Consider the following 21,685-nt stretch of genomic DNA (forward strand, 5'->3'; position numbering starts at 1 on the left):
AAAGACCGCTACACCGAAGCGCTCAAAAAGCACGCCTCTGACAGCACGAAGCCTGGCCGAGGCCAGGCTTCGTCGACAGAAACCTGCATGAGGCGCCTGAACCTTCAACAGCAAGGTTCAGACAGCCCCGGCTGCCGTCTTTTTACCATCTCTTGCTCAGCCGCGAAACTCGGCGCGACCACGGTAAACCGCCTTGGCACCCAGTTGCTCTTCGATACGCAGCAGTTGGTTGTACTTGGAGACGCGGTCAGAACGGCACAGCGAGCCGGTCTTGATCTGGCCGGCAGCGGTACCCACGGCCAGGTCGGCGATGGTCGAATCTTCAGTCTCACCGGAGCGGTGCGAGATAACTGCCGTGTAGCCAGCAGCCTTGGCCATCTGGATGGCTTCCAGGGTTTCGGTCAGCGAACCGATCTGGTTGAACTTGATCAGGATCGAGTTGCCGATGCCCTTCTCGATGCCTTCCTTGAGGATCTTGGTGTTGGTCACGAACAGATCGTCACCGACCAGTTGGACCTTGGCGCCGATCTTCTCGGTGAGGATCTTCCAGCCAGCCCAGTCGGACTCGTCCAAGCCGTCTTCGATCGAAATGATCGGGAAGCGCTCGGTCAGGCCCTTCAGGTAGTCGGCAAAACCTTCGGCGTCGAACGACTTGCCTTCGCCAGACAGGTTGTACTTGCCGTCTTCATAGAACTCGCTGGCCGCGCAGTCGAGGGCCAGGGTCACGTCGCTGCCCAGCTTGTAGCCAGCCTTCTCGACAGCCTCGGCGATGGCGCCCAGGGCGTCTTCGTTGGAAGCCAGGTTCGGGGCGAAGCCACCTTCGTCACCCACGGCGGTGTTCAGGCCACGGGCCTTGAGCACGGACTTGAGGTGATGGAAGATCTCGGTGCCCATGCGCAGTGCATCGGAGAAGGTCTTGGCGCCAACCGGCTGGACCATGAACTCCTGGATGTCGACGTTGTTGTCGGCGTGCTCGCCACCGTTGATGATGTTCATCATCGGAACCGGCATCGAGTACTGGCCCGGAGTGCCGTTCAGGTTGGCGATGTGTGCGTACAGCGGCAGGTCCTGGTCCTGGGCAGCGGCCTTGGCGGCAGCCAGGGACACGGCGAGGATGGCGTTGGCGCCCAGCTTGGCCTTGTTCTCGGTACCGTCCAGTTCGATCATGGCGCGGTCCAGGGCCTTCTGGTCAGCAGGGTCCTTGCCCAGCAGCAGGTCGCGGATCGGGCCGTTGATGTTGGCAACAGCCTTCAGCACGCCCTTGCCCAGGTAACGGCTCTTGTCGCCATCACGCAGCTCCAGCGCTTCGCGCGAGCCGGTGGAAGCACCGGACGGCGCGCAGGCGCTGCCGATGATGCCGTTGTCGAGCAGTACATCGGCTTCCACGGTGGGGTTGCCACGCGAATCGAGAACTTCACGACCTTTGATGTCGACGATTTTTGCCATTGTTTTAAGCACTCCAAAATTGACGAAAACAACGCAGCTTAGGAAATCCGAACCTTTCGCCAGGTGTCTCGGGAGACAGGCAGGCCTGGCGAAGGCGGGCCCTGACTGATAGGTCAGGGGAAGAACGGGCGGTACTTTACCGGAGAAATGAGCGTTACGCGGTCTCTACCGTCGGAAAACTTTTCACCAGGTCATCCAATTGCTTGAGCTGGGCCAGGAATGGTTCCAGTTTTTCCAGACGCAGGGCGCAAGGGCCATCGCACTTGGCGTTGTCCGGATCCGGGTGGGCTTCCAGGAACAGCCCAGCCAGGCCCTGGCTCATGCCGGCCTTGGCCAGGTCGGTGACCTGGGCACGGCGCCCGCCAGCGGAGTCGGAACGGCCACCCGGCATCTGCAGGGCGTGGGTCACGTCGAAGAACACCGGATAGTTGAACTGCTTCATGATGCCGAAGCCAAGCATGTCCACCACCAGGTTGTTGTAGCCGAAACTGGAACCACGTTCGCAGAGGATCAGTTGGTCGTTGCCGGCTTCCTCGCACTTGGCCAGGATATGCTTCATCTCCTGGGGTGCGAGGAACTGGGCCTTCTTGATGTTGATCACCGCGCCGGTCTTGGCCATGGCCACGACCAAGTCGGTCTGCCGGGACAAGAAGGCCGGCAGTTGGATGATATCGCACACCTTGGCGACCGGCTCGGCCTGGAAGGGCTCATGCACGTCGGTGATCACCGGAACCTTGAAGGTCTGCTTGATCTCTTCGAAGATCTTCATCCCTTCTTCCAGGCCAGGGCCACGGTAGGAGTTGACCGACGAACGATTGGCCTTGTCGAAGCTGGCCTTGAACACGTACGGAATGCCGAGCTTCTCGGTCACCCGTACATACTCTTCGCAGACCTTCAGGGCCAGGTCACGGGACTCCAGGACATTCATGCCACCGAACAAGACAAATGGCTTGTCGTTGGCGATCTCGATGTTACCGACGCGGATGATCTTCTGGGTCATGGATCAGACCTTGCTCTTGTGTGCCAGGGCCGCCTTGACGAAACCGCTGAACAGAGGATGGCCATCACGCGGGGTCGACGTGAACTCCGGGTGGAACTGGCAGGCAACGAACCATGGATGATCCTTGGACTCGACCACCTCGACCAGGGCGCCGTCACCGGAGCGGCCGGAAACCATCAGGCCAGCATCCATCAGTTGCGGCAGCAGGGTGTTGTTGACTTCGTAACGGTGGCGGTGGCGCTCGACGATCACGTCCTTGCCATAGCATTCGTGGACCTTGGAGCCGGCTGCAACCTGGCACTCCTGGGCACCCAGGCGCATGGTGCCGCCCAGGTCGGAGGCTTCGGTGCGGGTCTCGACGGCACCGGTGGCATCGGCCCACTCGGTGATCAGGCCGACTACCGGATGGCCGCTGTTGCGATCGAACTCAGTGGAGTTGGCGTCCTTCCAGCCCATGACGTTACGAGCGAACTCGATGACCGCGACCTGCATGCCGAGGCAGATGCCCAGATACGGCACCTTGTTCTCACGGGCGTACTGCACGGCGGTGATCTTGCCTTCCACGCCGCGCAGGCCGAAACCGCCCGGTACCAGGATGGCGTCGGCGCCTTCCAGCAGGCTGGTGCCCTGGTTCTCGATGTCTTCGGAGTCGATATAGCGCAGGTTGACCTTGGTGCGGTTCTGGATGCCGGCGTGGCTCATCGCCTCGATCAGCGACTTGTAAGCGTCCAGCAGCTCCATGTACTTGCCGACCATGGCGATGGTGACTTCGTGCTCGGGGTTGAGCTTGGCATCGACCACCTTGTCCCACTCAGACAGGTCGGCGCCGCCACACTGCAGGCCGAAGCGCTCGACGACGAAGTCATCCAGGCCCTGGGCATGCAGCACGCCTGGGATCTTGTAGATGGTGTCGACGTCTTCCAGGGAGATCACCGCACGCTCTTCGACGTTGGTGAACAGAGCGATCTTGCGGCGCGAGGACGCATCCACCGGATGGTCGGAGCGGCAGATCAGCACGTCAGGCTGCAGGCCGATCGAACGCAGCTCCTTGACCGAGTGCTGAGTTGGCTTGGTCTTGGTCTCGCCGGCGGTGGCGATGTACGGAACCAGGGTCAGGTGCATCAGCATGGCGCGCTTGGAGCCCACTTCGACGCGCAACTGACGGATAGCCTCGAGGAACGGCTGCGACTCGATGTCACCCACTGTACCGCCGATTTCCACCAGGGCCACGTCGGCATCGCCAGCACCCTTGATGATGCGGCGCTTGATCTCGTCGGTGATGTGCGGGATTACCTGGATGGTCGCACCCAGGTAATCGCCACGACGCTCCTTGCGCAACACGTGCTCGTAGATGCGACCGGTGGTGAAGTTGTTGTTCTGGGTCATGGTCGTGCGAATGAACCGCTCGTAGTGGCCCAGGTCAAGGTCGGTCTCGGCGCCGTCGTGGGTGACGAAAACTTCACCGTGCTGGAACGGGCTCATGGTGCCGGGGTCGACGTTGATGTACGGGTCCAACTTGAGCATGGTGACCTTGAGCCCCCGCGCCTCCAGGATGGCCGCCAGGGAAGCCGAGGCAATGCCTTTCCCCAATGAAGAAACAACACCGCCCGTGACGAATATGTAGCGCGTCATGAAAAACCCTAGAAGTCTGCGTTAAAGCGGCCAGCGCCGCCGAGGTAAGCGAAGGAAGGCCGAAGCCCCCGATCACCAGCGTCAATCACAGTGCACCTTGAAAAACTGCCGCGTCTGGACAGACCGGGGGTATACGCCCCGGCATGGAGCTCGCTAAACATTTTTAGAAATCGCCCAGCAAAAAACTGCTTGGTAATCGGCAACTCCTGTGATTTCGAGGAAAGCACAGAAGCTGTATCAAGAAGGGAGCGTAGTCTACCCGAATGTGCCTTTCATCTCAAACCTTGCGCGCTCGTCGGGACCTGCCAATGCAGCTGCCAATCCCCCTGGCTCAAGGCCGGTAAGTTGCCCACCGCCAGCAGCTGATCGCCCTGGAACAGCAGCGGCAGACGCAGGCGCGCGAAGTGCGGCACTTGCAGTTCATTGAGCAGGCGCTTGAGGTCGCGTCGGCCACGGCCCACGACCTGCAGGTTTTCTCCACCCTGGCGATAGGCGATGTGCAAAGGCCCCGGCGGCAGGCTGCCAGTGAGCCGGACAAGACCGTTGTCCGGCAGCGGCAGCGGCTTTTGCGGGTCAAGCCAGGCATGCTCGCCAGTTGGGGCCCGCTCCCAGTCCCCGGCCAGCCACCAGATCCGCTGGTGACTGCGCTGCAACTGACCATCGGTCAGGCGCCAGACCGGCTGGGCATCCTCGGCGGCGTCGCGCAGCGCCTCCCAGCCGGCCCAATGCCGGCTGTCGGGCAGGCGTGTGCGCGACGCCAGCCAATACTGCAAGGCATTGCGCTGTCGGGCAGGCGACAGCGCCGCCAGCGAGACCAGGTCCAGCGATTCCAGGCCCAGCCAATCGAACGGGCTGTCGCTGCGCGCCTCGGCCAGATCAGTGACCGCCAGCTCATCGAGCAACCCCAAGGCTTCGCTCAGGTGCCCAGCGCTGCGCGCCAGGTTCTGGGCTGCCTGTGGCCAACGCTGCTGCATCCGCGGGAACACCTCATGGCGCAGGTAGTTGCGAGCAAAGGCGGTATCCGTATTGGAAGGGTCTTCGACCCAGCCCAGGCCATGCTCATCGGCATAGGCCTGCAACTGGGCCCGCGACACGGCCAACAGTGGCCTGACCAACCTGCCCTGCCCAAGACGCCGCTCTGCCGGCATGGCAGCCAGACCGCGCAAGCCGGCGCCGCGCAGCAGTCGGAACAAAAGGGTTTCGGCCTGATCCTCACGGTGTTGTCCGGTCAGCAGGACCTCATCCGGCTCCAACACGTCGGCAAAAGCCGCGTAGCGCGCATCGCGGGCAGCCTGCTCGATGCTCGCACCTGGAACGACCTGGACATGAATGACCTGCAACTCGACACCCAGCTCGTCACACAGTCGCTGACAGTGGGCCGGCCAGGCCTCGGCAGCCGCCTGCAGGCCATGATGGATATGCACGGCACGTAATGGGGGGGTGTCATGGACTTGAGCGAAGCGGGTAAGCAAATGCAGGAGGACAGTGGAGTCCAGGCCGCCGGAGAAGGCGACCCGCCAGGCTGGAGCGTTGCGCCAGGGGGTAAGCCGAGGGGTGAGGTCGATCATGGGAGCCTCACATAGAGAAGCGGTGCTCACCTGGCTGGAACGGACGACCGGGGACACCGAGTCGCCGCTCCAGCAGGGGTAGTGCGGGCCTTAGAGGCCGTAGCTCATCAGACGGTCGTAACGACGCTGCAGCAAGGCGTCGTTGTCGAACGTCTTGAGCATGTCCAGTTGCTCGACCAGGTCGGCGCGGATACTTTCCGACATCTTCACCGGATCACGGTGTGCTCCGCCCAGAGGCTCGTCGATGACTTTGTCGACAATACCCAGGCCCTTCAGACGCTCGGCCGTGATGCCCATGGCTTCGGCTGCATCGGCGGCCTTGTCGGCGGTCTTCCACAAGATCGAGGCGCAACCTTCTGGCGAAATTACCGAGTAGGTGGAGTACTGCAGCATGTTCAACTGGTCGCAGACACCGATGGCCAACGCGCCGCCGGAACCGCCCTCGCCGATCACGGTAGCGATGATCGGCGTCTTCAGGCGCGCCATCACACGCAGGTTCCAGGCGATGGCTTCGCTCTGGTTGCGCTCTTCGGCATCGATGCCTGGGTAGGCGCCCGGCGTGTCGATAAAGGTCAAGATCGGCATCTTGAAGCGCTCGGCCATTTCCATCAGGCGGCAGGCCTTGCGGTAGCCCTCTGGACGCGGCATACCGAAGTTGCGGCGTACCTTTTCGCGCACTTCACGACCCTTCTGATGACCGATGACCATCACCGGCTGGCCGTCCAGGCGGGCGGTGCCACCGACAATCGCAGCGTCATCGGAGAAATGACGGTCACCGTGCAGTTCTTCGAATTCGGTGAAGATGTGCTGGAGGTAGTCCAGGGTGTAGGGACGACGCGGGTGACGGGCCAGACGGGCGATCTGCCAGCTGGTGAGGTTACCGAAGATGCTTTCGGTCAGGGCGCTGCTCTTGTCTTGCAGACGGGCGATCTCATCGCCGATGTTCAGCGAATTGTCGTTGCCAACCAGGCGCAGCTCTTCGATCTTGGCTTGCAGGTCGGCAATCGGCTGTTCGAAATCCAGGAAATTCGGGTTCATAGGCATCCGTCTTGGGTCTACGGCCAGGCGGCCGGCCGGTTGATCCGTTTGGCGCCCTACCTTAAGGGATCAGGCGCATTCAGGTCGAGATTAAAAATTCATCGATATTGCAAAAAGACGTTCTCACGCCCGAACTGGTCACGCAGGGCTTGAATCAGGCCATCGGCCGGGTCGATGCACCAGCTTTCGCCGAATTGCAGCATGGCCCGGGCATCGCTGCCGATATATTCCAGGGTGATCGGGCAGGCGCCGCGGTGGCGGGTGATCAGCTCACCGAGCCAGTTCAGGCGGTCGCCCTTGAGTGCGTCGCTGGCCACTTTCAGGCGCAGGCTCTCGGCCAGATTGGTGCGCGCATCCTCCATGCTCATCACCCGCTTGACCCGCAGACGCAGGCCACCAGAGAAGTCGTCATTGCTAACCTCCCCTTCGACCACCACCATCGCGTCAGTCTGCAGCAGCGCCTGGGCGGCCATGAAGGCATCGGCAAACAACGAAGCCTCGATCCGTCCAGAGCGGTCGTCAAGGGTGATGAAGCCCATCTTGTCGCCCTTCTTGTTCTTCATCACCCGCAGAGCAATGATCATGCCGGCCACCGTCTGGGTTTCCCGCGACGGCTTGAGGTCAATGATGCGCTGGCGGGCGAAACGGCGGATCTCGCCTTCGTACTCGTCGATCGGGTGACCGGTCAGGTATAGGCCGAGGGTGTCCTTTTCACCACGCAGACGCTCCTTGAGGGTCAGCTCACGGGCCTTGCGGTGGTTAGCGTAAACATCGGCGTCTTCTTCGACGAACAGGCCACCAAACAGGTCGGCGTGGCCGCTGTCGGCAGTACGCGCAGTCTGTTCGGCGGCCTTGATCGCCTCCTCCAGGGCCGAGAGCAGGACGGCGCGGTTGCGGTCGATGTTGGCCTGGTAGGCCTTGAGTTCGTCATGGAAGTGCGGGCCGAGGCGGTCCAGGGCGCCGCTGCGGATCAGGGCGTCGAGGGTACGCTTGTTGATGCGTTTGAGGTCGACACGCTCGCAGAAGTCGAACAGGTCCTTGAACGGACCGCCCTCGGCGCGGGCCTCGACGATGGCCTCCACCGGCCCTTCACCCACGCCCTTGATGGCCCCCAGGCCATAGACGATACGGCCATCATCGTTGACCGTGAACTTGAACTCGGAGTTGTTCACATCCGGCGCATCGAGGCGCAGCTTCATGCTGCGAACTTCCTCGATCAGCACCACCACCTTGTCGGTGTTGTGCATATCGGCCGAGAGCACCGCGGCCATGAACGGCGCCGGGTAGTGGGTCTTGAGCCAGGCGGTCTGGTAGGACACCAGGCCATAGGCGGCGGAGTGGGATTTGTTGAAGCCGTAGCCGGCGAACTTTTCCACCAGGTCGAAGATGTTGCCTGCCAGCTCGGCATCGATGCCGTTGTTCGCGCAGCCTTCAATGAAGCCGCCGCGCTGCTTGGCCATTTCCTCAGGCTTCTTCTTACCCATTGCACGGCGCAGCATGTCGGCGCCGCCAAGGGTGTAGCCGGCCATGACCTGAGCGATCTGCATCACCTGTTCCTGGTACAGGATGATGCCGTAGGTCGGTGCCAGAACCGGCTTGAGGCCTTCGTACTGGTAGTCAGGGTGCGGGTAGGCCAGCTCGGCGCGGCCGTGCTTGCGGTTGATGAAATCGTCCACCATGCCGGACTGCAGCGGGCCTGGACGGAACAGCGCCACCAATGCGATGAGGTCTTCCAGGCAGTCGGGCTTGAGCTTCTTGATCAGCTCTTTCATGCCCCGCGATTCAAGCTGGAACACCGCCGTGGTCTCGGCCTTCTGCAACAGGTCGTAGGTCTTCTTGTCATCGAGCGGGATGAAGTCGATGTTGAGGTCCGGCAGGTTCTTCTTGGCCTGCTCGCGGTTGATGGTCTCCATCGCCCACTTGATGATGGTCAGCGTCCGCAGGCCGAGGAAGTCGAACTTCACCAGGCCGGCCGCCTCCACATCGTCCTTGTCGAACTGGGTCACCAGGCCGCCACCCTCTTCGTCACAGGCGATCGGCGAGAAGTCGGTGAGCTTGGTCGGCGCGATCACCACGCCACCGGCGTGCTTGCCGGTGCCCCGGGTGACGCCCTCGAGCTTGAGCGCCATGTCCCAGATTTCACGGGCATCCTCGTCGCTCTTGAGGAAGTCGCGGAGCATTTCCTCCTGCTCGTAGGCCTTTTCCAGCGTCATGCCGACTTCGAAGGGGATCATCTTCGACAAGCGGTCAGCCAGGCCGTAGGACTTACCCTGGACCCGCGCCACATCGCGCACCACCGCCTTGGCGGCCATGGTGCCGAAGGTGATGATTTGGCTCACTGCGTTGCGCCCGTAGGCTTCCGCCACGTAGTCGATCACTCGGTCACGACCGTCCATGCAGAAGTCGACGTCGAAGTCGGGCATGGAAATACGTTCAGGGTTGAGGAAGCGCTCGAACAGCAGGTCATAGGCCAGCGGATCGAGGTCGGTGATCTTCAGCACGTAGGCCACCAGCGAGCCGGCACCCGACCCCCGGCCGGGGCCGACCGGAACGCCATTGTTCTTGGCCCACTTGATGAAGTCCATAACGATCAGGAAGTAGCCGGGGAAACCCATCTGGATGATGATGTCCAGCTCGAACTTAAGGCGGTCCAGGTAGACCTGGCGCTTTTCCTCGTAGTTGGGTGTGGTTTCCTTCGGCCAGAGCACTGCCAAGCGCTCTTCCAGGCCCTCGTGGGAAACATGGCGCAGGTAGTCGTCGATGCCCATGCCGTTGGGCGTAGGAAAGTCGGGGAGGAAGTACTTGCCCAATTGCACCTGGATGTTGCAGCGCTTGGCAATCTCGACGGTGTTCTCCAGCGCTTCGGGCAGGTCGCTGAACAGCTCGGCCATTTCTTCCGCGCTCTTGAGGTACTGCTGGTCGCTGTAGATGCGCGGACGGCGCGGGTCGTCCAGCACCCGCCCCTCGCCGATGCAAACCCGGGTTTCATGGGCGTCGAAGTCCGCCTGCTTGATGAAACGCACGTCATTGGTCGCCACCAGCGGCGCGCCAAGCTTGTCAGCCAAGGCCACGGCGGCATGCAGGTATTCTTCGTCGCCGGCACGGTTGGTGCGCTGCACCTCGACATAGAAACGGTCCGGGAACATGCCCATCCAGTCGCGCAGCAAGGCCTCAGCCTCGTCAGCATTGCCGTTGAGCAGCGCCATGCCGATATCGCCTTCCTTTGCCGCAGACAAGGCGATCAGCCCTTCACTGGCTGGAGCGATCCAGTCGCGCTCGAGAATCACCAGGCCATTGCGCTGTCCTTCGACCCAGCCCCGGGAGATCAGCTCGGTCAGGTTGCGGTAGCCCTTGGCGTCCATCGCCAGGAAGCAAATACGTGACAATGGCGCGTCCGGATCGGAACCAGCCAGCCACAGGTCGGCGCCACAGATCGGCTTGATCCCGGCACCCATGGCCGTCTTGTAGAACTTCACCAGCGAGCACATGTTGCTCTGGTCGGTAATCGCCACCGCCGGCATGTTCATCCCGGCCAGGGCCTTGGCCAACGGCTTGATCCGCACCAGGCCGTCGACCAGCGAGAATTCGGAGTGCACGCGAAGATGAACGAAGGAAACCGACATGGATGATCCTATAGCAGCACAAGACAACAAGGCCCGGATTGTACCGGGCCTTGCACAAAACAGCAGCCGCCGCACGACGGCAAAGGCACGTCAGGGTTCGAGCAGCGACCCAGTGACACCCCCGCGGGCTTCGAAGGCTGCCCGCACCGGCGCGAACGAGCGCCGATGGATGGGGGTCGGCCCCAAGCGCGCCAGGGCTTCCAAGTGGACAGGCGTGGGGTAGCCTTTGTGCCCCCCGATGCCATAGCCAGGGTAGATCAGTTCGAACGCGCTCATTTCCCGGTCACGGGTGACCTTGGCCAAGATAGATGCGGCAGCAATGGCCGGGACCTGGCTATCGCCCTTGACCACAGGAGCAGCCGGCACCGCAAGCTTCGGGCAACGATTGCCATCGATCAGGGCCAACTTGGGCGTGATATGCAAGCCCTCCACCGCACGCTGCATAGCCAGCATGGTCGCGTGCAGGATGTTCAGGCGGTCGATTTCCTCGACCTCCGCCCGAGCGATGCAGAAGCTCAAGGCCTTTTCGCAGATCTCATCGAACAACAGCTCGCGCCGGGCCTGCGTGAGCTTCTTCGAATCATTCAAGCCAAGGATGGGACGCTGCGGGTCGAGGATCACCGCTGCCGTGACGACAGCGCCGCACAGGGGGCCACGCCCCACTTCGTCGACACCGGCGACCAGTTCCTCGACCAGGTTGAAATCCAGTCCAATCTGCATCTATCGGTCTTCCAACAGGGCAAGCACCGCCTCGGCCGCCCGGTTGGAGGCGTCGCGGCGCAAGGCGCGATGAATCTGGCCGAAGCCCTCGGTCTGGCCGGCACCATCGGTCACCAGTGGCGCCAAGGTCTGCGCCAGGGCTTCGCTGGTGGCGGCCTCCTGCAGCAGTTCAGGCACCAGCAGGCGCTGGGCGAGCAAGTTGGGTAACGACACGTAAGGGCTCTTCACCAGGCGCTTGAGTATCCAGAAGCTCAGCGGTGCCAGGCGGTAGGCGACGACCATCGGACGCTTGTACAACAGAGCCTCCAGGGTCGCCGTACCGGAGGCGATGAGGACCGCGTCACAGGCCGCCAGGGCCTGGTGCGATTGACCGTCGAGCAAGGTCAGCGGCAGCTCGCGGCCTTCGAGCATCTGCTCCAGTTGCGCACGCCGCGCCGGGTTGGCACAAGGCGAAACGAAGCGTACGCCCGGCACCAGCTCGCGCAGGCGCTGGGCGGCATCCAGGAAGAGCGCCCCCAAGCGTCCGACTTCACCGCCACGACTGCCCGGCATCAAGGCCACCAAGGGCCCTTCGGACAAGCCGAGGACCGAGCGGGCCGCCTGGCGATCGGCATCCAACGGAATGGTGTCAGCCAATGGATGACCAACGAAACACACAGGAACGCCCTGCTCTTCGTAGAACTTCGCCTCGAAGGGGAACAGCGTCAGCATCAGGTCACAGCCTTCGCGGATCTTCAGCACGCGCTTCTGCCGCCACGCCCAGACCGAAGGGCTGACGTAATGCACGGTCTTGACCCCAGCCTGACGCAGCTTCAATTCGATATTGAGGGTGAAATCCGGCGCATCGATACCGATGAACACATCCGGCTTCTCGGCGATGAGGGTCTGGATCAGCAGCTTGCGCCGTTTGAGCAACTCGCGCAGGCGTCCGAGCACCTCGACCAGCCCCATGACCGCCAGGCGCTCCATGGGAAAGTAGGACTGCAGGCCCTCGGCCTCCATCAGCGGGCCACCGACCCCGATGAAGCGCACATCAGGGTGGCGCGCCTTCAAGGCCCGCATCAATCCGGAACCGAGAATATCGCCGCTGGCCTCACCTGCGACCAGTGCTACGCAAAGCTGCGCCATATCAGCGGGTGATGCCGCGGGCAGAATTCTGGATCGACTGGCGGAACAGTTCGACTTCGGCAAACTGGCCAGACAGCTCGGCAAGCTCGCTGATCGCTTCGTCCACGGTCAGCCCCTGGCGATAGACGATCTTGTAGGCACGACGCAAGGCTTGGATGACCTGGTCGCTGAAACCACGGCGGCGCATGCCTTCGAAGTTCATGCTGCGCGCTTCAGCAGGGCTGCCGAATACGGTAACGAACGCCGGCACATCCTTGCCGATTGCGGTGCCCATGCCGGAAAAGCTGTGGGCGCCGATATGGCAATACTGGTGCACCAGGGTGAACCCCGAGAGGATAGCCCAGTCGCCCACGTGCACATGCCCGGCCAATGCGGTGTTGTTGACCAGGATGCAGTGGTTGCCAATGACGCTGTCGTGCCCGATATGGGCATAGGCCATGATCAGGTTGTGATCGCCCAGGGTCGTCTCCGAGCGGTCCTGCACGGTGCCGCGGTGAATCGTGACACCCTCGCGGATCACATTGTGGTCACCGATCACCAGGCGGGTTGGCTCACCCTTGTACTTCAGGTCGGGCGTGTCTTCACCGATCGAGGAAAACTGATAGATGCGATTGTGCCGGCCAATCCGGGTCGGCCCCTTGAGTACCACGTGCGGGCCGATGACAGTGCCCTCCCCGATATCGACACCGGGGCCTACGATCGACCATGGGCCGACTTCGACGCCATCGGCCAGCTTGGCCGATGGATCGACGATTGCCCGTGGATCAATCAAACTCATAGTTCACGTTCCGCGCAGATGATTTGTGCCGAGCATACCGGCTTGCCGTCGACCGTGGCCTGGCATTCGAACTTCCAGATCTGGCGCTTGCGGCTGATGAACTTGGCTTCGAGGATCAGTTGGTCGCCTGGCAGAACCGGCTGGCGGAAACGCAGGTTGTCGGACCCGACGAAATAGTACAGCGTGCCGTCCGCCGGCTTGGCATCGAGCATCTTGAAGCCGAGAATCCCGGCCGCCTGGGCCATCGCCTCGATGATCAGCACGCCCGGCATAATTGGATGCGCCGGGAAATGGCCATTGAAGAACGGCTCGTTGATGCTGACATTCTTGTAGGCACGAATGCTCTGGGCCTCGACATCCAGATCCACCACCCGGTCCACCAGCAGGAACGGGTAACGGTGAGGCAGGTATTCGCGAATCTCGTTGATGTCCATCATTTCGGGGGGAAGCCTGTAGTAAGAATAGGGAGCGCAGGTGCTGACCACGCGCTCCTTTTGCAAATCCAAAGAGGAGCCAGCTAGCGACTGTTCACTCTTGCTCAGGAAATGGTATCAGCCTTCTGATGATGGCTGGCCGCCTGAGGTCACGGTATCGATACGTTTTTCCAACTGCTGGAGGCGCTTGGCCATCTCGTCGAGCTGCCGGATACGCGCAGCGCTCTTGCGCCATTCACCCAGCGGCTGCATGGCCGTACCGGAAGAATAGGCACCCGGCTCAGTGATCGAGCGGGTGACCATGGTCATCCCGGAGACGAATACGCCATCGCAAACATCGATATGCCCCACCATCCCAACACCGCCAGCGATGGTGCAATGCTTGCCGATGCGGGTACTGCCGGAGATGCCGACACAAGCCGCCATGGCGGTGTGGTCACCGATCTGGACGTTGTGGGCGATCTGGATCTGGTTGTCGAGCTTGACCCCGTCGCCGATCTGGGTGTCGGCCAGAGCGCCCCGGTCGACAGCAGTGTTCACACCGATCTCGACATCATCACCGAGGGTGACGCCGCCAATCTGTGCGATCTTCTGCCAGACACCTTTCTCGTTGGCAAAACCGAAGCCTTCACCACCGATCACCGCCCCCGACTGGATGACCACACGCTTGCCGATACGCACATCGTGGTACAGGGTGACCCGTGGCGCCAGCCAGCCGCCCTCACCGATCACGCAACGCGCGCCGATGAAACAATGGGCACCGATGGTCACGCCCGGGCCGACCTGTGCACCGCTCTCGATCACGACAAACGGGCCGATGCTGGCGCTGGTATCCACCAGGGCGTCCTCGGCAACCACGGCGCTGGGATGAATACCCGCCACAGCCTTGGGCTTAGGATCGAACAGGTGGGAAATACGCGCATAAGCCAGGTACGGATCGGGAACGATCAACGCATGACCGGCAAAGGCTTCAGCATCGGCGGCCTTGAGCAGCACAGCGGCGGCCTGGGTGTCCACGAGATACTTGCGGTACTGCGGGTTGGCAAGAAAGCTCAATTGCCCTGCCCCGGCCTCCTGCAAGGTGGCCAAGCCAGTGATTTCCAGCGCCTCGGGGCCCTTCAGAGTGGCCCCGAGAGCCTCGGCCAGTTGGCCGAGCGTCATGGTAACGGTCATGATCAACGAGCTTGGTTCATGCGCTCGATGACCTGGCGAGTGATGTCGTACTGAGGCTTGACATCAATCACCGCGCCACGCTCGAGCACCAGGTCGAAACCACCTCTCTTGATGACTTCCTCGACAGCGCCGTCAAGCTTGGGCTTGAGCTGCTTGAGCATGTCGCGGTCAGCCACGGCCTTGGCTTCGTTCAGCTCCTTGGACTGGAACTGGAAGTCACGGGCCTTCTGCTTGAACTCGAGCTCCAGGCGCTCGCGCTCCTGCTGGTTCATCTTGTCGCCGCCCTTGATGATGCGGTCCTGGATGCTCTTGGCGCTGCTTTCCAGGTTCTTCAGCTTGGTCAGCTGCGGGCCGAACTTCTTCTCGGCATCGACTGCGTACTTCTTCGCCGCGTCCGACTCGAGCAACGCCATCTGATAGTTCAGCACGGCAATCTTCATTTCGGCGAAAGCCGGGGTGGCGACCAGCGCCGCGGCCACGACGGCCAGTTTGATCAACTTACGCACGTTGCACTCCTAGAGAATCCGTTGTCGGTAGCAAGGGGCAGACCTCAGAAGGTCTGGCCCAGAGAGAATTGGAACACCTGGGTATCGGCGTCGTCTGGCTTCTTGACCGGCATCGCCAGACTGAAGCTCAACGGGCCCAGAGCGGTGATCCAGGTCACGCCTACGCCGACCGAACTGGCCATGCCCGAGAAGCCGACCTTCTCGCAATCGGGCTTGGAGCCGCAGTTGGTGTCGAACACGTTACCCACATCCCAGAAGACCGAGGTCCGCAGCGAGCGCTGGTCCTTGACGAACGGCAGCGGGAACAGCAACTCGAGACCACCCTGAACGAGCACGTTACCACCGAACGGCAGCGGATCCTGATCCGGGTCGCGAATGGTACCTGGGTTCTTACCGGTACTCGGCGTACTACGTGGGCCCAGGCTGCTGTCCTTGAAGCCGCGTACCGAGTTGAAACCACCGGCATAGTAGTTCTCGTAGAACGGCAGGCCCGAAGTGGAACCAAAACCGTCACCATAGCCCAGCTCAGTGTGCAGGCGCAGGGTGTAGTCGTTGGTAATCGGCTTGAACAGCTGACCACGGTAGTCAAGCTTGAAGAACGACAAGTCGCTGCCCGGGGTGGTCGCCTCGAGCACCAGGCTCTGGGAATGACCACGGGTAGCCAGCACGCCCTTGTTCAGGGTCGACTCGGACCAGCCAGCCGAAGCCTTGAAGTTCAGATAGTTGTCGCCTTCCTCTCGGACGAAATCGAAAATCTCGTCGACGGTGTAGCGACCGGTCTTGATCTTGTCCTGCTGTACGGTCAGGCCGAAGGTCAGGCGCGAGGTCTCGCTGATCGGGTAGCCGACACTGACACCGGCGCCCAGGCTGTCCACCGCATAGCTGGCCACGTCGACATCGAGGTCATCGTAGTCGGTGCTACGGTAGAAGGCGTTGTAGCCCAGGCTGACACCATCGGCGGTCCAGTAGGGGTCGACGAAGCCGAAGTTGTAGCGGGTCTGGTATTCGCTGCGGGTCAGGCCGATGGACACCTTGTTACCAGTACCCAAGAAGTTGTTCTGGCTGATCGAACCACCGAGGATCAGACCAGCGCTCTGGGCAAAGCCGACGCTGGCGGTGATCGAGCCGGAAGCCTGCTCCTCGACGCTGTAGTTGACGTCGACCTGGTCGTCGGTGCCCGGCACCTGCGGGGTCTCGACGTTGACTTCCTTGAAGAAGCCCAGACGCTCCAGGCGGGTCTTGGACTGGTCGATCAGGTAGGTCGAGGCCCAGCCACCTTCCATCTGGCGCATCTCGCGGCGCAGCACTTCGTCCTCGGACTTGGTGTTGCCACGGAAGTTGATGCGGTTGACGTAGGCGCGCTTGCCCGGGTCGACGACGAACGTGATATCGACGGTATGGTCCTGCTCGTTCGCCTGCGGCACGCCGTTGACGTTGGCGAAGGTGTAGCCTTCGTTACCCAGACGGCGGGTGATCAGCTCGGAGGTGGTGGTCATCACCTTGCGCGAGAACACCTGGCCCGGCTGCACCAGCAACAGCGACTCGACCTGGTCTTCCGGCACCTTGAGGTCACCGGACAGCTTCACGTCGCGAATGGTGTACTTCTCACCTTCGTTGATGTTGACGGTGATGTAGACGTGCTTCTTGTCAGGAGTGATCGATACCTGGGTGGACGCGATGTCCATGTTGATGTAGCCGCGGTCCAGGTAGTAGGAACGCAGGCGCTCCAGGTCACCGGAGAGTTTTTCGCGGGCGTACTTGTCGTCGTTCCTGAAGAAGGACAGCCAGTTGGTGGTCTTGAGCTCGAACAGGTCGGTGAGGTCTTCGTCGCTGAAGACGTTGTTGCCAACCACGTTGATGTGCTGGATGGCGGCAACGGTGCCTTCGTTGATCTTGATCTTCAGGCCGACCCGGTTGCGCGGCTGTGGCACGACTTCAGCGTCGACCTCGGCCGAGTAGCGGCCCTGGGCCACGTACTGGCGCTGCAGTTCGTTACGCACACCTTCGAGGGTGGCGCGCTGAAAAATCTCGCCTTCGGCCAGGCCCGACTGTTTCAGGCCCTTCATCAAGTCCTCGGTGCTGATCGCCTTGTTGCCTTCGATCTCGATGCTAGACACCGACGGCCGTTCGACCACGTTGATGATCAGGACATTGCCGTCCCGGCTCAGCTGGATATCCTGGAAGAAACCGGTCTTGAACAGGGACCGGGTGGATTCCACCAGGCGCCGGTCGTCGGCCTCGTCGCCGACGTTCAATGGCAGGGCGCCGAACACGCTGCCGGCAGAAACCCGTTGCAGGCCATTGACTCGAATATCGGAGATGGTGAAGGACTCGGCGTGAACTTCAGCGATCATCAGTGCGGAGAGGACCGCAGTTAGCAGCAGACGTTTCATGAAGTCCTTTTTTATTCCAACTGGCAATAAACAACTCGCCGCCAAAAGGGCGGCAAGTTCGCAATTGAGCGAAGCGTTAAAGTCGACCCAGATCGTTGATCAGGGCAAGCAACATGACCCCAACGACCAAACTGATACCGATCTGGACCCCCCAACCTTGCACCCGATCCGACAGCGGACGACCGCGCGCCCACTCGATCAGGTAGAACAGCAAATGCCCCCCATCCAGTACGGGTATGGGCAGCAGGTTAAGAACCCCCAGGCTTATGCTCAGGTAGGCAAGGAAATTCAGGAAATCCCCAACGCCGGACTGGGCTGAAGCGCCCGCCACTTTAGCAATGGTTATCGGTCCGCTCAAGTTTTTTACCGAGAGCTCGCCGAACAGCATTTTCTTCAGCGATTCAAGGGTCAGGACGCTCATGTTCCAGGTTCGCGACAAGCCCTCGCCAACGGCCTCCAGCGGTCCGTAGCTGACTTCGCGGAGCATGTTGGCCGGCCATTCGACACCTTGGACCCCCGCTCCCAGGTAGCCACCGGCTGCCTTGCCCTCACCCCGACGGGCCAGAGTTACCGGGACTTCCATGATCGCGCCGTCACGCTCGATGCGCAGTTGCACCTTGCTGTTGGCGCGCTCGCGAACCCTGTCGACCACCTGTTGCCAGTCGTTCAGGACGGTATCGTCCAGGGCCAGCAGGCGGTCTCCGGTTTTCAGACCAGCGGCGGCGGCAGGCCCCTTCGGATCGATCTGGGCCAGTACCGGCACCACCGCCGGCCGCCATGGACGCAAACCCAGGGACTGAATCGGGTCAGGCTCGTCGTCGCCCTTGAGCCACTGCTCCAGCTTCAGCTCGTGCTGGCGCTCGGCGCTACTCCCCTCTTCGCGCACGTTGACGCGCAATGTACCGCTCTCACCGAGGCGACGCACCAGTTGCAGGTTGACCGCCGACCAGCCATTGGTCGGCTTGCCATCGATGGAAACGATTTCCTGCCCTGCGCTCAGGCCCGCGACAGCCGCCACGCTGCCCGGCTCGACCGCACCGATGACCGGGCGCACCTGCTGGGTGCCGAGCATGGCCAGCAGCCAGAAAAAGAGAATGGCGAGCAGAAAGTTGGCGATGGGACCGGCAGCAACGATGGCGATGCGCTGGCGTACCGACTTGCGGTTGAAGGACTGCTCGGCCAGCCCTGGCGGAACATCGCCCTCCCGCTCGTCGAGCATCTTGACGTAGCCCCCTAGCGGAATGGCAGCGACCACGAATTCAGTGCCGTGACGGTCATACCAACGTAGTAGCGGAGTACCAAAGCCCACGGAAAAACGCAGCACCTTGACGCCACAGCGACGCGCCACCCAGAAGTGGCCAAATTCGTGAAAGGTGACCAACACACCCAGTGCAACCAGGGTGCCGATAATCATGTAAAGCGCAGTCATGTCTTTCTCCGAATGACGTTCAGCGGTGCCTGCTACAGCGCACGCAAGCGCCAGACCTCAGCGGCCGTGACGACTCAACCATTCCCGGGCCAGCTCCCGCGCACGCTGGTCGGCGGCGAACACCGCATCGAGCGAAGGCAACGCTACCACAGGCTCCTGGTCGAGCACTTGTTCGATCATACTCGCGATCTCCGGGAAGCGGATGCGCCGCTGGAGAAATGCTTCCACCGCCACTTCATTGGCCGCGTTGAGCACCGCCGGCGCGCTGTCGCCCACCTCGGCAGCCTGCCGCGCCAGGCGCAAGCAAGGGAAGCGCTGCTCGTCCGGAGCCTGGAAGTCCAGGCGGGCGATCGCGAACAGGTCCAGCGGGGCGACGCCAGAGTCGATGCGCTGCGGCCAGGCCAAGGCATTGGCGATCGGGGTGCGCATGTCCGGGTTGCCAAGCTGGGCCAGCACCGAACCATCGACATAGTCCACCAGCGAATGAATCACGCTTTGTGGATGCACCACCACTTCCACCTTGGACGGGGGCGCGTCGAACAACCAGCAGGCTTCGATCAGTTCCAGCCCCTTGTTCATCATGCTCGCCGAATCGACGGAGATCTTCCGCCCCATGGACCAGTTCGGATGGGCACAGGCCTGCTCAGGCGTGACATGCATCAGCTGCGCCTGCGCCGTTTCCCGGAACGGGCCGCCAGAGGCCGTCAACAGGATACGCCGCACGCCCACCTCGGCCATGCCTAGGGAGTAGTCGCCCGGCAAGCACTGGAAGATCGCGTTATGTTCGCTGTCGATTGGCAGCAGCACGGCGCCACTACGCCGCACCGCGTCCATGAACAGCGCGCCGGACATCACCAGCGCTTCCTTGTTGGCCAGGAGGATCTTCTTGCCCGCCTCCACGGCAGCCAGGGTCGGGCGCAGACCGGCCGCGCCAACGATGGCGGCCACTACCGTATCCACCTCCGGCGCGGACGCCACCTGGCATAGCCCAGCCTCGCCCTCGAGCACTTCGGTGGCGCAACCCGAGGCGCGCAAGCCTTCGCGCAGTTGTGCGGCGGCGCCGGCGCTCGGCACTACGGCATAGGTTGGGGCGTGACGTAGACACAGCGCCAGTAACTCGTCCAGGCGCGAATAACCGCTCAAGGCGTAGACCTGGTAACGCCCCGGATGGCGAGCGATCACATCCAGGGTGCTCAAGCCAATGGAGCCGGTGGCACCCAACACGGTAATACGTTGCAAGGCACTCACATCACACCCCACTCTGCCGCCCAGAGGAGCACGGCAAACACCGGGATCGCCGCCGTCAGGCTATCGATGCGGTCGAGTACGCCGCCATGGCCGGGCAGCAGGTTGCTGCTGTCCTTGATCCCGGAGCGGCGCTTGAACATGCTTTCGGTAAGGTCGCCGACCACCGAGGCCATGACCACCAACGCCGCCCCCAACAAACCGAGCAGCAACTGGCCTATACCCCAGTCGCGGCTCACGCCGACCGCCAGGGTGATCAGCAGACTCGCGACCAGGCCACCGTACACGCCCTCCCAGCTCTTGCCAGGGCTCACCTGAGGCGCCAGCTTGCGCTTGCCGAAAGCGCGCCCAGAGAAGTAGGCGCCGATGTCGGCCCCCCAGACCAGCACCATGACCGCCAGGATCAGCCAGTTACCCAGAGGCCAGTGCTTGAGCAGCACCAGCCCTTGCCAGGCAGGCAACAGGATGAGCAGGCCGATCAGCAACCGGCAGGCGGCGCTGGCCCATAGTTCGCTGCTACGTGGGTAAGTCAGCACCAGCCAGGTGGCCAGCGCCCACCAGATCACCGACGCCCCCAGCACCCAGGGTGCCAGGTCAGGCATCAGATAAAGCAGCATCAGTGCCCCGGCGACCACGGCGGAGTAAGCCAGGCGCAGGGGTTGGGCCACCAGGCCAGCCAGCCGCGCCCATTCCCAGGCGCCGAGCGTCACCACAAGGCCAATGAACAGGGCGAAATCCCCACCGTTGAGCAGGAAGAATCCACCCAGCGCGATCGGCAACAGGACCAGCGCGGTAATGATGCGTTGTTTAAGCATTAAGCACGAGCTCCAGCTTCGACCTGCTCGCTGGTCTTACCGAAGCGGCGCTGGCGCAAAGCGAAATCGGCCAGGGCGTTGCGCATGGCCTCGTGTTTGAAGTCCGGCCAGTAGAGGTCGGAGAAGTACAGCTCGGCATAGGCCAGCTGCCACAGCAGGAAGTTGCTGATGCGGTGCTCGCCGCCGGTACGGATGCACAGGTCGGGCAATGGCAGGTCGCCAGTCGCCAGGCAGGTCTGCAGCAAACCAGGAGTGATGTCGTCGGGGCGCAAATGGCCGGCCTGGACTTCCCGCGCCAGGCGCTGGGCTGCCTGGGCGATATCCCATTGACCACCATAGTTGGCGGCGATCTGCAGGATGAAGCGGTCGTTGCCGGAGGTCAGCGCCTCGGCCTCGCGCATGGCAGCCTGCAGCTCGGGATGAAAGCGCGAGCGATCCCCAATGATGCGCAGGCAGATATTGTTGTCATTGAGACGCTTGGCCTCACGGCGCAAGGCCGAGAAGAACAACTCCATCAGCGCGCCGACCTCATCGGCCGGACGCTGCCAGTTCTCGCTGGAGAAGGCGAACAGGGTCAATACCTCGACCTTGGCTTCAGCGCAGACCTCGATCACAGCCCGCACCGCGTCCACGCCGGCCTTGTGCCCGGCGACGCCGGGCAGCAAGCGCTTCTTCGCCCAGCGATTATTACCATCCATGATGATCGCGACATGACGCGGCACCGAAGGCGGTGCCGCTAGCTTGGTCTTTTCCATTA

At 62.2% G+C, this 21,685-nt stretch carries 17 protein-coding genes; all 17 read right to left on the bottom strand.

All coding sequences use genetic code 11. From position 1 onward, the window contains the following. Positions 1–156: 156 nt before the first annotated feature. The gene (gene eno / locus ACYU03_RS19765; protein WP_461886313.1) at positions 157–1,446 is read right to left on the bottom strand and encodes a phosphopyruvate hydratase; all 1,290 of its coding nucleotides are present in this window, start codon (positions 1,444–1,446) and stop codon (positions 157–159) included. 154 nt (positions 1,447–1,600) lie between these two features. Continuing rightward, positions 1,601–2,446, bottom strand: a complete 846-nt coding sequence (gene kdsA, locus ACYU03_RS19770) for a 3-deoxy-8-phosphooctulonate synthase (RefSeq protein WP_461886314.1) — start codon at positions 2,444–2,446, stop codon at positions 1,601–1,603. Between the two features lie 3 nt (positions 2,447–2,449). Further along, positions 2,450–4,078: a CTP synthase gene (locus ACYU03_RS19775; RefSeq protein ID WP_461886315.1), complete on the bottom strand. Its 1,629-nt coding sequence runs from the start codon at positions 4,076–4,078 to the stop codon at positions 2,450–2,452. Positions 4,079–4,350: 272 nt separating this feature from the next. Further along, a complete protein-coding gene (tilS, locus tag ACYU03_RS19780; protein WP_461886316.1) occupies positions 4,351–5,646 on the bottom strand; it encodes a tRNA lysidine(34) synthetase TilS in 1,296 nt (431 codons plus the stop codon). A gap of 90 nt (positions 5,647–5,736) precedes the next feature. Further along, positions 5,737–6,684, bottom strand: coding sequence for an acetyl-CoA carboxylase carboxyltransferase subunit alpha (locus tag ACYU03_RS19785; RefSeq protein WP_461886317.1), 948 nt, complete (start codon positions 6,682–6,684; stop codon positions 5,737–5,739). A gap of 98 nt (positions 6,685–6,782) precedes the next feature. Then, the gene (gene dnaE, locus ACYU03_RS19790) at positions 6,783–10,307 is read right to left on the bottom strand and encodes a DNA polymerase III subunit alpha (protein ID WP_461886318.1); all 3,525 of its coding nucleotides are present in this window, start codon (positions 10,305–10,307) and stop codon (positions 6,783–6,785) included. A gap of 90 nt (positions 10,308–10,397) precedes the next feature. Next, on the bottom strand, positions 10,398–11,027 hold the full coding sequence (rnhB, locus tag ACYU03_RS19795; RefSeq protein ID WP_461886319.1) for a ribonuclease HII: 630 nt from the start codon (positions 11,025–11,027) through the stop codon (positions 10,398–10,400). Next, the gene (gene lpxB, locus ACYU03_RS19800; RefSeq protein WP_461886320.1) at positions 11,028–12,155 is read right to left on the bottom strand and encodes a lipid-A-disaccharide synthase; all 1,128 of its coding nucleotides are present in this window, start codon (positions 12,153–12,155) and stop codon (positions 11,028–11,030) included. 1 nt (position 12,156) lies between these two features. Beyond that, positions 12,157–12,933, bottom strand: a complete 777-nt coding sequence (lpxA, locus tag ACYU03_RS19805; RefSeq protein WP_461886321.1) for an acyl-ACP--UDP-N-acetylglucosamine O-acyltransferase — start codon at positions 12,931–12,933, stop codon at positions 12,157–12,159. Next, positions 12,930–13,370: a 3-hydroxyacyl-ACP dehydratase FabZ gene (gene fabZ / locus ACYU03_RS19810; protein ID WP_461886322.1), complete on the bottom strand. Its 441-nt coding sequence runs from the start codon at positions 13,368–13,370 to the stop codon at positions 12,930–12,932. Before fabZ ends, lpxA begins: the two co-directional genes overlap by 4 nt. Before the next feature lie 114 nt (positions 13,371–13,484). Next, positions 13,485–14,540 (bottom strand): UDP-3-O-(3-hydroxymyristoyl)glucosamine N-acyltransferase, encoded by a 1,056-nt coding sequence (gene lpxD, locus ACYU03_RS19815; protein WP_461886323.1) that lies wholly within the window; start codon positions 14,538–14,540, stop codon positions 13,485–13,487. Positions 14,541–14,542: 2 nt separating this feature from the next. Next, positions 14,543–14,980, bottom strand: coding sequence for an OmpH family outer membrane protein (locus ACYU03_RS19820; RefSeq protein ID WP_461891507.1), 438 nt, complete (start codon positions 14,978–14,980; stop codon positions 14,543–14,545). 110 nt (positions 14,981–15,090) lie between these two features. Continuing rightward, entirely contained in the window at positions 15,091–17,439 is a 2,349-nt protein-coding gene (gene bamA, locus ACYU03_RS19825) for an outer membrane protein assembly factor BamA (RefSeq protein WP_461886324.1), read from the bottom strand. Positions 17,440–17,515: 76 nt separating this feature from the next. Continuing rightward, positions 17,516–18,868, bottom strand: a complete 1,353-nt coding sequence (rseP, locus tag ACYU03_RS19830; RefSeq protein ID WP_461886325.1) for a sigma E protease regulator RseP — start codon at positions 18,866–18,868, stop codon at positions 17,516–17,518. Between the two features lie 57 nt (positions 18,869–18,925). Continuing rightward, positions 18,926–20,116, bottom strand: a complete 1,191-nt coding sequence (ispC, locus tag ACYU03_RS19835; RefSeq protein WP_461886326.1) for a 1-deoxy-D-xylulose-5-phosphate reductoisomerase — start codon at positions 20,114–20,116, stop codon at positions 18,926–18,928. Then, positions 20,113–20,928, bottom strand: a complete 816-nt coding sequence (locus ACYU03_RS19840) for a phosphatidate cytidylyltransferase (RefSeq protein WP_461886327.1) — start codon at positions 20,926–20,928, stop codon at positions 20,113–20,115. Before ACYU03_RS19840 ends, ispC begins: the two co-directional genes overlap by 4 nt. Further along, complete coding sequence (uppS, locus tag ACYU03_RS19845; protein WP_461886328.1) at positions 20,928–21,683, bottom strand: polyprenyl diphosphate synthase; 756 nt, start codon at positions 21,681–21,683, stop codon at positions 20,928–20,930. Before uppS ends, ACYU03_RS19840 begins: the two co-directional genes overlap by 1 nt. Between the last annotated feature and the right edge of the window lie 2 nt (positions 21,684–21,685).

This window comes from Pseudomonas sp. X10 (genome assembly GCF_054889225.1).

What these genes read in the sequence shown, in the direction of transcription:
- rseP (WP_461886325.1), bottom strand. Translation starts at nt 18,868, where the DNA reads ATGACTGCGCTTTACATGATTATCGGCACCCTGGTTGCACTGGGTGTG.
- lpxA (WP_461886321.1), bottom strand. Translation starts at nt 12,933, where the DNA reads ATGAGTTTGATTGATCCACGGGCAATCGTCGATCCATCGGCCAAGCTG.
- bamA (WP_461886324.1), bottom strand. Translation starts at nt 17,439, where the DNA reads ATGAAACGTCTGCTGCTAACTGCGGTCCTCTCCGCACTGATGATCGCT.
- rnhB (WP_461886319.1), bottom strand. Translation starts at nt 11,027, where the DNA reads ATGCAGATTGGACTGGATTTCAACCTGGTCGAGGAACTGGTCGCCGGT.
- ACYU03_RS19840 (WP_461886327.1), bottom strand. Translation starts at nt 20,928, where the DNA reads ATGCTTAAACAACGCATCATTACCGCGCTGGTCCTGTTGCCGATCGCG.
- ACYU03_RS19775 (WP_461886315.1), bottom strand. Translation starts at nt 4,078, where the DNA reads ATGACGCGCTACATATTCGTCACGGGCGGTGTTGTTTCTTCATTGGGG.
- eno (WP_461886313.1), bottom strand. Translation starts at nt 1,446, where the DNA reads ATGGCAAAAATCGTCGACATCAAAGGTCGTGAAGTTCTCGATTCGCGT.
- kdsA (WP_461886314.1), bottom strand. Translation starts at nt 2,446, where the DNA reads ATGACCCAGAAGATCATCCGCGTCGGTAACATCGAGATCGCCAACGAC.
- dnaE (WP_461886318.1), bottom strand. Translation starts at nt 10,307, where the DNA reads ATGTCGGTTTCCTTCGTTCATCTTCGCGTGCACTCCGAATTCTCGCTG.
- fabZ (WP_461886322.1), bottom strand. Translation starts at nt 13,370, where the DNA reads ATGATGGACATCAACGAGATTCGCGAATACCTGCCTCACCGTTACCCG.
- ACYU03_RS19785 (WP_461886317.1), bottom strand. Translation starts at nt 6,684, where the DNA reads ATGAACCCGAATTTCCTGGATTTCGAACAGCCGATTGCCGACCTGCAA.
- uppS (WP_461886328.1), bottom strand. Translation starts at nt 21,683, where the DNA reads ATGGAAAAGACCAAGCTAGCGGCACCGCCTTCGGTGCCGCGTCATGTC.
- lpxB (WP_461886320.1), bottom strand. Translation starts at nt 12,155, where the DNA reads ATGGCGCAGCTTTGCGTAGCACTGGTCGCAGGTGAGGCCAGCGGCGAT.
- lpxD (WP_461886323.1), bottom strand. Translation starts at nt 14,540, where the DNA reads ATGACCGTTACCATGACGCTCGGCCAACTGGCCGAGGCTCTCGGGGCC.
- tilS (WP_461886316.1), bottom strand. Translation starts at nt 5,646, where the DNA reads ATGATCGACCTCACCCCTCGGCTTACCCCCTGGCGCAACGCTCCAGCC.
- ACYU03_RS19820 (WP_461891507.1), bottom strand. Translation starts at nt 14,980, where the DNA reads ATGAAGATTGCCGTGCTGAACTATCAGATGGCGTTGCTCGAGTCGGAC.